The 13,349-nt window shown below is 59.9% G+C and carries 14 protein-coding genes; 3 read left to right on the top strand and 11 right to left on the bottom strand.

Features of this window, described 5'->3' with window-relative positions:
• The first annotated feature begins 10 nt into the window (after positions 1–10).
• A complete protein-coding gene (locus IEV53_RS05895) occupies positions 11–337 on the top strand; it encodes a hypothetical protein (protein WP_188425889.1) in 327 nt (108 codons plus the stop codon).
• Here IEV53_RS05895 and IEV53_RS05890 read toward each other — a convergent pair.
• From IEV53_RS05890 to IEV53_RS05865, 6 genes are all read right to left on the bottom strand, one after another.
• Positions 311–1,384: a glycosyltransferase family 4 protein gene (locus IEV53_RS05890; protein WP_188425888.1), complete on the bottom strand. Its 1,074-nt coding sequence runs from the start codon at positions 1,382–1,384 to the stop codon at positions 311–313. The genes IEV53_RS05895 and IEV53_RS05890 overlap by 27 nt on opposite strands.
• On the bottom strand, positions 1,381–2,139 hold the full coding sequence (locus tag IEV53_RS05885) for a nucleotidyltransferase family protein (RefSeq protein WP_188425887.1): 759 nt from the start codon (positions 2,137–2,139) through the stop codon (positions 1,381–1,383). The genes IEV53_RS05890 and IEV53_RS05885 overlap by 4 nt, the downstream gene beginning before the upstream one ends.
• Positions 2,136–2,855 carry a sterol desaturase family protein gene (locus tag IEV53_RS05880; protein WP_229719762.1) on the bottom strand — a complete coding sequence of 240 codons (720 nt, stop codon included), beginning with the start codon at positions 2,853–2,855 and terminating at the stop codon, positions 2,136–2,138. Before IEV53_RS05880 ends, IEV53_RS05885 begins: the two co-directional genes overlap by 4 nt.
• Positions 2,856–2,959: 104 nt before the next feature.
• Positions 2,960–4,054: an LptF/LptG family permease gene (locus IEV53_RS05875; RefSeq protein ID WP_188425885.1), complete on the bottom strand. Its 1,095-nt coding sequence runs from the start codon at positions 4,052–4,054 to the stop codon at positions 2,960–2,962.
• Entirely contained in the window at positions 4,051–5,241 is a 1,191-nt protein-coding gene (locus IEV53_RS05870) for an LptF/LptG family permease (protein WP_188425884.1), read from the bottom strand. The genes IEV53_RS05875 and IEV53_RS05870 overlap by 4 nt, the downstream gene beginning before the upstream one ends.
• Positions 5,241–6,143 (bottom strand): metallophosphoesterase family protein, encoded by a 903-nt coding sequence (locus IEV53_RS05865; protein ID WP_188425883.1) that lies wholly within the window; start codon positions 6,141–6,143, stop codon positions 5,241–5,243. The genes IEV53_RS05870 and IEV53_RS05865 overlap by 1 nt, the downstream gene beginning before the upstream one ends.
• Positions 6,144–6,310: 167 nt before the next feature.
• Between IEV53_RS05865 and IEV53_RS05860 the strand changes: the two genes are divergently transcribed.
• Both IEV53_RS05860 and IEV53_RS05855 read left to right on the top strand, forming a co-directional pair.
• Positions 6,311–7,270: a diacylglycerol/lipid kinase family protein gene (locus tag IEV53_RS05860; protein ID WP_188425882.1), complete on the top strand. Its 960-nt coding sequence runs from the start codon at positions 6,311–6,313 to the stop codon at positions 7,268–7,270.
• Complete coding sequence (locus IEV53_RS05855; protein ID WP_188425881.1) at positions 7,263–8,207, top strand: hypothetical protein; 945 nt, start codon at positions 7,263–7,265, stop codon at positions 8,205–8,207. The genes IEV53_RS05860 and IEV53_RS05855 overlap by 8 nt, the downstream gene beginning before the upstream one ends.
• Positions 8,208–8,276: 69 nt before the next feature.
• On the opposite strand, the gene spt is transcribed toward IEV53_RS05855, so the two are convergent.
• The 5 genes from spt to IEV53_RS05830 all read right to left on the bottom strand — a co-directional run bounded on the left by spt (position 8,277) and on the right by IEV53_RS05830 (position 13,090).
• Positions 8,277–9,470 carry a serine palmitoyltransferase gene (gene spt, locus IEV53_RS05850; protein WP_188425880.1) on the bottom strand — a complete coding sequence of 398 codons (1,194 nt, stop codon included), beginning with the start codon at positions 9,468–9,470 and terminating at the stop codon, positions 8,277–8,279.
• Positions 9,467–9,724: an acyl carrier protein gene (locus IEV53_RS05845; RefSeq protein ID WP_188425879.1), complete on the bottom strand. Its 258-nt coding sequence runs from the start codon at positions 9,722–9,724 to the stop codon at positions 9,467–9,469. Before IEV53_RS05845 ends, spt begins: the two co-directional genes overlap by 4 nt.
• Positions 9,725–9,895: 171 nt before the next feature.
• Positions 9,896–11,629, bottom strand: coding sequence for a fatty acyl-AMP ligase (locus tag IEV53_RS05840; RefSeq protein WP_188425878.1), 1,734 nt, complete (start codon positions 11,627–11,629; stop codon positions 9,896–9,898).
• A gap of 81 nt (positions 11,630–11,710) precedes the next feature.
• Positions 11,711–12,841, bottom strand: coding sequence for a sensor domain-containing protein (locus tag IEV53_RS05835; protein ID WP_188426262.1), 1,131 nt, complete (start codon positions 12,839–12,841; stop codon positions 11,711–11,713).
• A gap of 12 nt (positions 12,842–12,853) precedes the next feature.
• Complete coding sequence (locus tag IEV53_RS05830; protein WP_188425877.1) at positions 12,854–13,090, bottom strand: hypothetical protein; 237 nt, start codon at positions 13,088–13,090, stop codon at positions 12,854–12,856.
• Positions 13,091–13,349: the final 259 nt, after the last annotated feature.

The following is a 13,349-nucleotide window of genomic DNA, read 5'->3' as shown; positions in this document are numbered from 1 at the left end:
GGAGAAACTCTTGTCTGACAAACGCGACACAACCGATCGGGTTATGCCTGTTCTTGACTGGATGCGTCGGGAAAAGGCTCTGAGTTGCGCCATTTTCGGAATTGTTCTGTTTCTGATCGGGTTTCTGTGCGGTCATCTCGATGAGCGACTGCATTTCGGGCTCGACATGCTTGCCGTCATCGCTTTCGGTGCTGCTGCCTGGCTTGAGCATCAGGCAGCGGCGCGCATGGTCTGGATACTGCTTCTGGCGGCGTCAGTCGTTTTTGCGCAGATGGATTTTCGTCTCTCGAGCCACCTGACCCAGACCCGTTCAGAGAGTTCTTTCGAGGCGCGCTAGGATTTCTGCGCCCCGCCGGTCGAAGGATGCGGCGTCGAAGCGTGAAAGAACGCGGTTGCGCCCGATCTGACCCATTGTGGCAAGGCGTTCTGGCTGACGCAGCAGGTCTGCCAGAGCGAGCGCCAGAGCCTCGGGGTCTTTGGGGGGCACGATACGGCCGCAGGCCTCGGTGATCGTATGAGGCAGTTCTCCTGCCTCTGACGCGATCACAGGAACGCCGCAGAGCAAGGCCTCATGAGCGGCCAGGCAAAGCCCTTCCCAATGCGAAGGCTGGACGTAGATCTGCAGCGTCGAGAGAAACTGTCGTGGCTCGGCGTTATAGCCATCGAGAACGATCGGCAGCTTGTCGCGAGCGATCAGTGCCGCCAGACGGTCACGTTCCTCGCCCTCGCCAGCGATATGGAACTCGTATCCCGGCAGATTCGCGATTTTGCCAAGAAGACGCACCGCCTCGCACAGCGTGTCATATCCCTTGACCGGATGCAGTCTCCCCAGACTGCCGATACGGATCGGTGCGGCCTCAGACCCGGGGACGGCCACAGGAAAGCTGTCACTGGCGCGAAAGATCGGCCAGCAGGTCAGTTTATCGCCACTCAGGCCAAGCTTGCGCTCTGTTTCCTGCTCCACACAGGTGGAATCGGCAATCCAGAGCTTCGAAAGACTGCGCATAAGGCGCAACAGTCTGGCATTGGCGGGTTTGAGGCGGGCAGAATGCTGCCAGCTTACCACCGGCAGCCGGCGTCGAAGACCGACCAATTGTCCGAGAAGGGTGGCGCGCGTCAGTGAGGTCCAGATCAGATCGGGCTTCTGCTCGCCTATTTCCCGATTGAGCCAGAGTAGGGCTGCCAGATGATCTGTCTTGCTGCCCTCGCGCACATGCACGGTCAGTCCGGCCTGCAGCATGGGCTTGATGGCGCGTCCATCGCGGCGTGTCAGGGCGAGTACAATCACTTCATGACCGTTTTCACGCATGACCTGCGTGATGGCGGGCACGGGAAGGGCGGCACCACCGCCTTCAACCGAGTTGATCACATAGGCAATTTTCATGGCGCTTCAGCCAAAAGCTTTTCCACCAGAGCCAAGTCCTCTGGCTTGTCGACATCGACCGCCGCCCGTCCGTGGGCCATGGGCACGAGGCTGACGCGGGCACCGGTCAGGGCATGAATGCGTGACGTGAGTGTCGCGCTGTCGAGGCGCCTGAACAATGCCCGCAGCAGGGTGCCAAAGCCCAGAGTGCGGGCCATTCTGAGTGGATGCTTGCGGTCGCGTTCGAGCTTCTGCCACAGCTCGATGACGGCGCGGGCACGATCGGTGCGCAGCAGGAAGAGATTGCAGCCCGAGAAACTCATGTCGCTCAGCGGGATATAGGTGCGCTTCGTTCCCTTCACGTCGCGTTCTATGACGGCACGCAAGGCAACGCCCACCGCCAGGTCGCAACCTGACAAGTCGGCATCGCGAAGGAAGTCGGTGATCCAGACCGGCTGAAGAAGCGGGTGATCCGCCGTCGTTATCAGTAGGGGTGCGCCGATACGGTCAAGCGCAAGGGCAACGCTGCCGCTCGGGCCTTTGGCCGTGGGGACGCAGGTAAACGCCCTGTCGAGCGCATCAAGCGCTTCGGGTGTCTCGATACTGACGTAGACAGGGCCAAGACTCGGCGTTGCAGAAAGCGTCTCAAGAACGCGATCGATCATGGGCCGGCCTGCGACAGGGAGAAGGGCCTTATGAGCAACGTTTCCATGGCGGGCCAGCGGGTCCTGCGCGCCGTCGCGTGACCCGGCAAGAACCAGAACGGGAAGACTCACCGTGCGCTGCTGCCACTTCTCGCGCCGTCCGGACGCTGCTTGGGCGGTGCCCCTGTGCGTTTCATGACCCAGGGATAGCGCTTTGCCTCGTCGAGATCATAGCCGAGATCGAAGACATGGGCGCTGCGGGCGCGGGCGCGGGCATCTTTGTAGAAGCTGCCGAAAAGACGGTCGGCAGCATAATTGGTGATGCCGTAATTACCGTCCTCGTCATGGAAGTGATGCAGCACATGCAACTGCTTGATCTTGCTGACCCATGCCCAGCGTGGCTTGTAGGCCAGATGCTGGATGCAGTGGAAAAATTCATAGATGCAGGTCATGACCAGGCCTGTCGCCAGTGCGGCAAAAGCCGTGCTGGCCCCGCCGATGCCCCATCCGATAGGCATGACAATAATTGCGATTGTCGGAAGCGTATTGAGCGGCGAGCCGAACAGCACGTCGAGCAGATGCGGGTCCTGATGGTGGTCGAAATGGACGCGCTTCCACAGCGAGGCCGTGACCGGGTTACGATAGAGCCAGCGGCCATGAAGAATGAAGCGATGGATGGCGTACCAGGCGAAGGGATAGATCCCCACCACCAGCAGGATAGTGATCAGGGTCGGCCCGAGCTTCGGCGCGAGAGCCAGGGCGACCCCGGTCGAGATTGCGATCAGGGTGAAATAGAACAGAATGGTCGGGTAGGTGAGATAGGCCATCCAGAGCTGCGGCAGGCTCATCTTGCCAAGGTCGAAGCTTCTGCCGGTGCGAAGGGAGCCTTGGTTTTTCCGGGCATTCCAGAAGGCTTTCCAGAAGCCTTCGGCCTGTTCACCACTGAACGTGCTCATTTTTCTTCCATCTTCACTATCCATGCCCCTCCGAGGAGGAATGCCAGGGCGGGAGGCGCCGTGACGGCAATTAACGCAGGCAGGGTTCCCGCATTGCCCAGTGCCTGTATCAGGCCTTGAAGCACTATGAAACCAAAACCGGCAGCCAGCGCCGCAATCGGCAGCAGGCTGCGCGTCCCTGTGCGCGGGGGAATATAGATGACCGGCAAGGCCAGGAACAGCATTGCGCAGAGTGAGACCGGCAAAGTGAACGGCGCAAAAAGCGCCATGCGATACGTCGCTTTCGGCAGGCTTGAGGCCCCACCACGATGCAGGATGCTCCAGAGTGACCAGAAAGACAGCACCGGATAATTCTGCGAAAGCTGGATCAGCGTATCGGGTGTCACACTCGCAGGCAGAAGCGTGATGTTGCTGCGCTGGTCGATGTCGACACGGTTACTTCTGAGCGCAAGGCTGCGCACATGGGTTGCCTGCCATCCGGTCTTCGGGTCGTAGAGCAGCTCCGGCGCCGTATCGGCGGCGACCAGATCGCCGCCAGGGATGCGGTGATAGACGGCAACCTTCGTGATACGCCGCCCGCCATCGCTGAAGCTGTCGATATGCACGACGTCACCCGCCGCGTGAAACCAGAAGCCGTGGCCGCTGCCTGCGGCGTGAGGGTCGGTTCTGTTCCACCATTTGGCGAGAGCCAGTTCGGCGCGTGGAGCAACGACTTCCTGCGTCGCGATGCCGACCAGGCTGATGATCCCGATTGCAGGCAGGAGCAGCAGAAGCAGTCGTCTTGTCGAGAGCCCGGCGGCACGCAGGCTTGCTGTCTCGCTGTTGAGCGTCATCTGCATGAGCAGAAAAAGCGCGCCGATCAGCGTGCTCAGAGGGAGCGTCTGATAAATGAGGCTTGGCAGTCTGAGCAGGGCGTAGCGCACCATGCCCATGGCACCGAGATGGCGCTCGAGTATGGGCGTGGTCATTTCGAGCAGGCCCAGAATTTCCATCATTGACACCAGAATTGCCCCACAGATCAGGGTCCGGCTCAGAAATGAGCGTGTCAGATGGGTGCGCAGCACCGCGCGTGATGCCTGGGTCTCGCTCATGCCGGGCGCCTCGCCTTGTTGAGGGGGATCGCCTGACGTCGGCGCCACGACCCGCGTGAGCGTCTGAAGATGGACGCCATGCAGATCGTGCAGAAAAGGATTTCAGGCAGCCAGATGGCATAAAGACCCTTCATCCTGCCGGTCGCGATCAGGCCGTGACCGAATTGCAGTGTGTGGTCAAAGCCCACCAGCACGAGCGCGAGCGCGATGAGACCCATGATCGGGCGACGTCGTTTGGCGCCAATGGCTAGTGCCACGGCAAGGGGCGGTATGAAGGGAATGGCGAGTGCGCGTGCCAGGCGGAAATCGAGTTCTGCACGCAGGCTGGAGCGGGTAATGACGCCGTCGCCGGCAGGCGCATCCGATTGATGAGAGGCTTCGAGACGGGTTGCCAGCTCCACCAGTGTCAGTTCGCGTTCGTCGATCCCGCGGGAGCGGAACGCCGCCGTATCATGGCTCTGATCGAAAGTGCGCATGCTGTGCTCGAAGCGGGTCTGATTGGCCTTGTTGCTCTCGTCGCGCGGATCATAGACGATCAGCCCATCCCACAGATCGAGGCGGGTCTGCTTGAGAGAGGGGACGGCAGTAATCAGCCCACGATGCGCAGTGATGATCCGGACCGCGCCGTCGGGTTCACGCTGCCGGATGAAGACCTCATGCAACACCGTCCCGTTGCGCGAGACGCGGTCGGCTGTGAGCATCGAGTCGCCTGACGTCGTGGCGAACATGCCAGCCTGCAGATGAGGTGCCCAGCCCGAATGGGCGGCATAGTAAAATCCGGATCGGAAATCGTAACGCGCTACGGGCTGGATATAGCCATAGAGCAGGATGCTGCCGAGCCCCAGCACCACACCTGACCACATATAAGGCCGGGCGATACGAAGCAGCGAGACGCCGCTCGCCATAAGCGCGTCGATCTCGTTATTGTCGCTCATTCGCCGGATGATCAGGAAAACGCTGACGCAAAGAGCCGCGGGCAGCGCCAGGCCAAGATAATGCGGCAACAGGTCGGTCAGCAGCGAGACGAAAGTGGCCAGTGAGCTCCCCTCTGCGGCGAGATCGTCGAACAGGACGAGCAGGCGTTCCAGCAGAAGGGCCGCCAGAACGGCAGCCAGCGAGACGACGAAGGGGGGAAGAAGCTGGGCAAGAAGATAGCGGTCCAGCGTCGGAAAATGGGGAAGACGCATCAGCCTTGTCCATCCCGAATGAGCCAGTTGCGATGACGGCTGCAGCGCCACCCCTCTGCCTGAGTGAATTGGCGTGTCGTCAGGTCGATCTCCCATCCGGCACTCTGGCGGGCAATCGCTATCCGGTTCCAGCCACTATGGCGCCAAGGTCTGGATGATTGCAAAGAGGCCGATGGCACGCCGATAAGCGGAATGGATGTGCCTGGAATCGTCGAGAGTGTGGCGTCATGCGAATGGCCATGCAGCACCAAGGCGGCACCGTGCTGCGCGATAATGGCAGCGACTGCCTTGAGATCGAGCAGGGATTTTCGCCAAGGAACAAGTCCGGCGCGTGGGGGATGATGGATCATGACCACGCGGCATTTGTCTCGTGTCGTATCCAGAATTTCGGCCAGACGCGCGCGTTGCGCTGCGCCGACACGCCCGCAGGCCATGAAGGGCGGGGTCGGTATGGCGCTGTTTACGCCGATAATGGCGAGATCGCCTTCTTCGCGCTGATAGGGAAAGGCGCCCTCGGCCGTCTTTTCCGTCCAGTCCGCCCATTTGGCTGCGGTGTCGTGCCATGGTTCGCGTACCATGGCGTCATGATTGCCCGGCACCACGAGGCAGGGGGCCGCCATGGTCCCAAGCCAGGAGGCAGCATTCGAAAATTCTTCCCGCAGGCCGAAATTCGTCAGGTCGCCGGTATTGAGGATCAGATCGGGCCGGGCGGCATGCATGTCATCGCGGACAGCATCCGAAAGCGCGGGCAGGTGATGATGGACGCGATGGCGCTTCCATGAGGCGACGCTGAGGGCCCGCTTATTGGTGAAATGGCGCCACGAGGGCAGGGAAGCAGGGGGTGGAAGATGCACGTCGGAAAGATGCGCCAGAACCACAGAGGGGGTTTCGGTCAGGGTCATCAACCTTTCTCTTCCTAGCGACAGGTCAAAGGCCGGTAACGGCAAAAGTTAAAAATGACCAATCGGTTTCTGGTCCCGCTGCCTAAGTCATGCTATGGCGCCGCGCAAGGCGGACCCCCGATGTTCCGTCGGGCTGAAGGGATTACCGTAACATAAATGATACTGCCGTGCGCCTAGCCCTGATCCATAACCCGCGTAGTCGTAAGAACCGTCGGGATGGCAGAAAATTCGCGCGCCAGGCGAGTGACCTTCTTGGTGACGGGTTTCTCGTGCCTTCTTCTCATGACGAGATGCAGGAGATGGTGACGGAACTCGCCCGGCGCAATGTCCCGCTGGTCGCCATCAACGGCGGCGATGGTACGGTCAGCGATGTCATGACCGCCATTGCGCGTATCTATCCCGAGGATGCGCTGCCCGATATCGCGATCTTTCCTTCAGGCAATACCAATCTGATTGCCCAGGATATCGGTTTTTCCACACGCGGTATCGAGGCGCTCAAGCTTCTGTATCGAAACAGTGCGGTTCTGCCGCGCAAGACCCGCCGTCCTCTCAAGATTTCCTGGCCTGAGGGTGAGCATGAGACGCGTCTTGGCATGTTTCAGGGCAGTTCGGGTTACGCACGCGCCATTGCCATAGCCCATTCGCCGCATGTGCTGCGCTACGCGCCGCATAATCTGGCGGTAGCTGCGACTCTGGTTGGTGCTTTTGGCAGCCTGCTCTGGCGACGACAGCGCGAGACCTGGCTGGCGGGAGATCGCCTTACCCTTGAGGTGGATGGCACGCCGCTGGTCGATGGACTGAGTTTTCTTTTTCTCTCCACCGCATTGCAGAAGCTCAATCTCGGTATCTGGCCATTCTGGAACACCGGCAAGGTGAGAACCGGCGACCTGCATTTCCTGCGCGTTGCCGATCATCCCAGAAAGCTGCTGCAGGCGACCTGGGCGCTGCTCCGTGGTCGTGCGCCGGCCTGGCTGCGTGAGAGTCCCGATTATACGAGCGGCAAGGCGAGTGAGCTCGTCCTGACCTGCCAAGGCGATTTCGTGCTGGACGGTGAACGCTTCTCGCCGGGCGCCAGCCATCGCATTGTGCTTTCCGAAGGGCCGGAATTCGGTTTTGTGCATGACTGAGGCCGACTCTGCGCTTGATCAGATCCTGATCGGTGAACTGACGACACCGGTCGACCCGCGTTTGCATACGCTGGTCACGCAGATTCTTGGCATTGCCCGACCACTTGGTGTGCTTTTCTACGGCTCCGGTCTGAGACAATTCGACCCCGAAGGGCTTTTCGATTTTTATATCGTGCTCGAGCGTCTGTCCGACTGGCCGGCGTCGCCCGCAGCGATGCTGGCCAATCATCTGTTGCCCCCCAATGTCTTTTATGCCGAGCATGAAATCGACGGGCAGGTTCTACGGGCAAAAATTGCCGTACTGACTATGCAGCAGCTTCGTGCCGGGGCGTCTCCGCGCTCGGCCGACACAACGCTGTGGGCACGGTTCTGCCAGCCGGTGCGCCTCGTCTGGGTGAGAAACCCTGAAGCTGCGGATACCCTTCTCTCGATCATCCGCTCTTGCGTGACGACAGCGGCTGGCTGGGCGGCACGTCTGGAAGAGGGAGCGCATCCCCCCGAAAAATGGTGGGAGGCACTTTTCAGGCGTACCTATCGCGCCGAATTGCGTGTCGAGCAATCGGCACGAGGTTCTGTAATCATGCAGGGTCAAGACGCGCGTTACGCCGCGCTTACCCGCCCGGCATGGCAAAGTGCAGGCCTTGCTTTTGATGAGACGGGCGGCTGTGTGGCCCCGAGGCTGTCGACAGCCCAGCGCCTGCGGGCAGAGCGTCGATGGGAACGCATGGCTCGCAAGGGGCGGTGGCGCAACGTTGCCCGGCTTATCAAGGCAGCCTTCACCTTCAAGAATGGGGCTGCCTATCTTGCCTGGAAAATCGAACGCCATAGTGGCTTCGTGTTGAAGCTCTCTCCCTTTGAGGCGCGACATCCATTGATCTGCCTGCCGAGACTGCTCTGGCGAGCCCGCAGGATCTTTCTCAGCGGGATGCAGGGCTAAGAAACAGGCATAAAAAAAGGCGAGGGTTCGGAGAACCTCTCGCCTTTTCTGTGGTCGCTGACCGGCTGATTACCCCAGAACGTCCTTCTTCACCTGGGCGAAAATGCCCAGAGCACGGTCGATTTCTTCCGGCGTGTGCACTGCCATGACAGAGCAGCGCAGCAGCGGGTGTTCGTCAGGTGTTGCAGGCGGGAGCGACAGATTGACGTAAACGCCGAGTTCCAGCAGGCGATTCCAGAAAGCAAGAGCCTGCTCGACATTGTCGAGCGTGACGGCCACAACCGGGCTGACATGCGCACTCGTCTTCAGACCCAGCGCATGCAGGCCATGGTTGAGCTGCTTTGCATTGGCGTAGAGCTGCGTGCGAAGCTCGGGACGTGCGATCATCTCATCAAGTGCAGCCAGCGTCGCGGCAATGATTTCCGGTGGCAGCGATGCGGTGAACATATACGGGCGTGAGCAGAGGCGGATCAGTTCGAGCCCATCAAGGTTGGAGGCGCAATATCCACCAACCGTACCGAGGCTTTTGGAGAATGTGCCAACGACGAAATCGACATCGTCCTCACAGCCGTCGCGCTCGGCCAGACCGCGGCCGTTCTCGCCCAGAACGCCAAAGGAATGCGCCTCATCGGCGAGGAGATAAGCGCCATGCTTCTTCTTGACCTCGGCAAATTCGCGCATCGGTGCGACGTTGCCGGTCATTGAATAGATGCCTTCAACGACGATCAGCTTGGCACCCTGATGATCCTTCAGCCGGGACAGGCGACGATCGAGATCGGCCGGGTCGTTATGGCGGAAGCGGATGACCTGAGCATAGCCCAGACGGCTTGCGTCATAGATGCTGGCATGGCTGTCTGCATCGAGCAGCAGCACGTCATCCTTGCCGGCCAGGGCGGAAATTGCCCCGAGATTGGCCTGATACCCCGTCGAGAAGATCATGCAGTGACGGCGGCGGAGGACTTCAGCCAGACGGGTTTCGAGCTTGCGATGAAGCGCGTAGGTGCCGTTGGCGATGCGCGAGCCCGTTGTGCCAACACCTTCGCGGCGCACGGTCCCGATGGCTGCCTCGGCGGCAGCTGTCGACTGGCTGAGGCCGAGATAATTGTTCGTGCCGAAAAGAAGGGTTTCACGTCCCTCGATCAGACCGACCGTGGCCGAAACCGGATGATCGATCACCACCCCGAACGGATTGCGGGGCGAATGCGCCGTCAGTCCGGCTGCTGCCGTCTTGAGGCCCGCATATTTGGCGAAGATATCGGTCACGAGGCGGTACCGGCTTTGAGAGACGCGAGACAGGCTGCAAGATCGTTGATCGTGCGGATGTCGGCCAGCTTGTCGAGAGGTACGGAGACATCGAGTTCGTCTTCGATCTCCATCACGAAATTCATGACGGCGAGTGAGTCGAAGGCGAGATCTTCCACAATCTTACTTTCACCGGTGATGTCGCGGGGGACTTTCGGATTAGCAAGCAATTTGTCGATGATCATCGAGGCGATGGAGGCGACCGTATCGGCCATTTCAAGGTCTCCGAGTAGAGGCATTGGGGCGCCGGGCGCCCCGTGATGGTGGGTCTTATGCGACAGCGTGGGCCTTATGGCCAGAGGGCGACCCTTCGGCTGCTTCTCATGCGGGTCTGTCGGGAAACCAGGGAAGGAAGCAGTTCGTCACGGCCGTCCCTCCCGCGAGCATCAGGCGGCGGTCTGGCTGGTTTCGAACTGACCTGCCAGAAGCATTGCCTTGGCCCGGGCGCGTGTCAGCTTGCCTGACGATGTCTGCGGCAAGGTATGCGGCGGCACCAGAATGACATCAACGTCGATGCCATGCTGACGGCGGAACAGACCCATGGTTTCCTCGCGCAGTTTTGCGCGATCATCGTCATTGGTGGCGCGGCACTGCACCAGCGCCACAACGCGCTCACCCTCGCTGCCTTCGACGGCAAATACGGCGACGTCACGTGAGCGCAGCGAAGCAATTTCATGCTCGGCAGACCATTCGAGATCCTGCGGCCAGATATTGCGACCGTTGATGATGATAAGGTCCTTGGCGCGCCCGGTGATGACCACCTGACCGTCAAGCATGTAACCAAGATCGCCCGTATTCAGCCAGCCCTTGCTGTCCAGCACCTCGTCAGTCTCGGAGCTGCGGCCGAAATAGCCGCGCATCAGGCTGGGGCCACGAACATAAACCATGCCCACATGGCGCTCCGGCATAAGGGCGCCATCGGCATTGCGCACCTGCACGTCATGCTCCGGAAGAGCGACGCCGCAAAGGACGAAGGTGCGCAGCGCATGAGAGGGGTCATTCGAGGCGATCGCAACACCGTCGGTCTCAAGCTTGCGCAGGTCGATTGTATCGGTGACGATGCCTGTATCAAGCGGAGCAAAGCTGATCGCGAGCGTGGCTTCCGCCATTCCGTAGCTCGCCACAAAGGCGCGGCCATCAAAACCATAGGCGGCAAAGCGCTCGGCAAAGGTCTCGAGGATATGGTGGCGGATCATGTCACCGCCGATTCCGGCGATGCGCCAGCAGGATAGGTCGAGATCGCCCGAAACAGGGCGACGCGCGCAGAGTTCGTATCCGAATGAGGGGCTATAGGCGATCGTGCCGCGATTGCGGCTGATCAGATCGAGCCACACATGCGGGCGTCGGGCGAATTCGCGCGTCGGAAGAAGATCTACCGTCAGCTGACAGGTCATGGGCGTCAGGAAGAACCCGACGAGCCCCATATCGTGATAGAGCGGCAGCCAGGAGACGCAACGATCCCCGGTCTCTCTGACCTTGAGGCCGTCACGCGCGATTGCCCGAGCATTGGCCATGCCTGCCGATTGAGTGACGGCAACCCCCATCGGAAAGCGCGTGCTGCCTGATGAGAATTGAAGATAAGAGAGGTCTTCAGCGCCAATCGACGGGAGGGGCTGGTCGGATGGGGCAAGGGCCAGCAACTCGGCAGGCGAACCGCCGAAAGCGAGATCAAGTCCGGCAACAATATCTGCTGTCCATGATCCGATCAGTTCCGGCACGACGACAGCGCGGGCGCCCGAAGCCGAGACCATGCCACGCAGCGTGGAAATATAGGCTTCCCGGCCACCGAACGCGATTGGCAGGGGCAATGGCGCGGGTACGAGCCCGGCATATTGACAGCCAAAGAAGATGCGAGCGAAATCGCCGTCGCTTTCGGCAACGATGGCGACACGGTCACCGACCGAGAGACCCGCACCGAGCAGACGCCGGGCCGTCTCAAGCGACTGCTCGCGCAGAAGCTTATAGGGCAGCGCCTCGAGAAGCTGACCTCGACCATTATAGATATTGAAGCCCGCCGTTCCCCGCGCCGCGTAGTCCAGGGCAGCGCTGAACGTCGGAAAGTCACCGTGACGGCGCTTCTGGTTCGATGCAGTGGGGACGGGCGTTTGGTTAGGCGTCATGTTGATAGGTCTGCTCTGCTTTTCAATCTGTCATGGACCGCGAAATCCGGAGAAACCCCGGCCACGTCCCTGCGTAATGGGTTAGGCTGCGCTACGTAGATAATCGACAATGGCGTCTGCCGCTCCGGGGGCAGTCGGGCCGTCACCGGTGAATTCGAAGGTCTCTAGTATATATTGGCGCTGCGCCTCAAGAAAATCGTCATGCTTTGTTACCGCAGCATCGAGAGCCAAGGAAAGCCCGTCCGCGCTGTCGAGCACCTGGCCGAGATTCCAGAAGTGGTAATTCCTGTCTGACTGCCACGGAACGTGGTGTGCATTGAGAAAGACGCAAGGTCTCGGGCGGACAAGAAACTCTGCAACCTGCGAACTCACATCGCCCAGATAGAAATCTGCTGCCATGGTGTAGGTCATGTCGATACTGCGCGGGCTACCGGGATCGATCAGAAGATGATCATGGTGGGCGAACCGGGCGACGAGTTGCTCGCCTTCCTGCCGATGTTTGTCGAACAGGCGATAATGGGGGGCAAATATCAGATTGTATTTGTCCTGATTGGCGAAATACTGAAGGATCTGCTCGCCCATGAGTGGCCACGAAGAGAGCTTTGACGAGAAATGCGGGTTGTAGAGAACGATTGGCTTGCCGTTGTCGAAGAGGGCAGGGCGCGCGCGCGCCATTTTTCTCACGATATCGAATTTCGCATAAGAACCGCGATAATAGCGCCCGGGGCTGATCGCGCCCTGCGAGAGAAGCCGCTCTTCGATCTTCTTGCCTGAGAGCAGCACGAAATCGAATTCCTTGACGTCGCGCGCAAAACCGATGGCGCGATCTCCCGCACCGTGACGCGTCCAGATGAGCCGGGGTTTGCGAATGCCCATCCGCCGCAGATAGAGTGAGGTACGCTCCGGCACCACAATCGCCTCGAAACGTGAAAAATACTCACGGTTGAAAAACAGGCTGGCCATCTTGCCCAGAACACCTGGCCCGGATTGCTCGATACGACGTCTGAGCATCTCGGGCATTTTCAAGAGATCGAAGCGTGCCCGCGCCTGGGGGTAAAGCGCGCTGAGTGTCTTCGCATAATCCAGATGGGCTTCCGTCGTGCAGGCGACGTGCACCTCTGTATCGGCGTGCCGCGAGGCGATTTCCATGGCGATGGGCAAGGAGTGCAGCGTCTGGTGAGGCTGCGCGATATAGGGAAATGCAATCTTCATCATGGTTGAGGGTCAATTACCGATACGCTGCATGGTCATCGAAAGTATCCTCAAATCCTGTGCCTCGATCTGTGCCAATCGCCTGATGTCGCCGTCACTTGGAGAAACACGCATCCGGTATCGTCCTGAGGCTGTTTTTTGTGCTTTCCCCAGCAAGTTACAAGGCAAGGTATTATAAACGTGATGCTGGGAGAGCTTAATTTTTCGCAATCGATGGAAACCCGGAGCCATTATTGCGATCAGCTTCATTGGCAGGCTGAGAGCTTTGAAGGGCGGGATAACGCATCGCGCTGTCATGGCCATCTATAAGGAGAGCGACGCGCTGCCGCACAATACACAATTTATGACGCATCTTTGCAAAGAAGGATGAGGGGCGGTTTTTTCATTTTTTTGAAATTTTGTGATTGACGGGTGTGGGTGTGGGGTCTAAAAGCCCGTTCACCGCAGCGGAACACGCCGCGGTGACTGCCTTGGGAACTGAGTGATATCAGTGAGTTAGGGTAAGGTT

The sequence above is a fragment of the Asaia siamensis genome, from assembly GCF_014635085.1.
Lineage (GTDB): Bacteria > Pseudomonadota > Alphaproteobacteria > Acetobacterales > Acetobacteraceae > Asaia > Asaia siamensis.
Note: the sequence above shows the minus strand (reverse complement) of the source record. Positions and strands in the feature narration are given on the sequence as shown.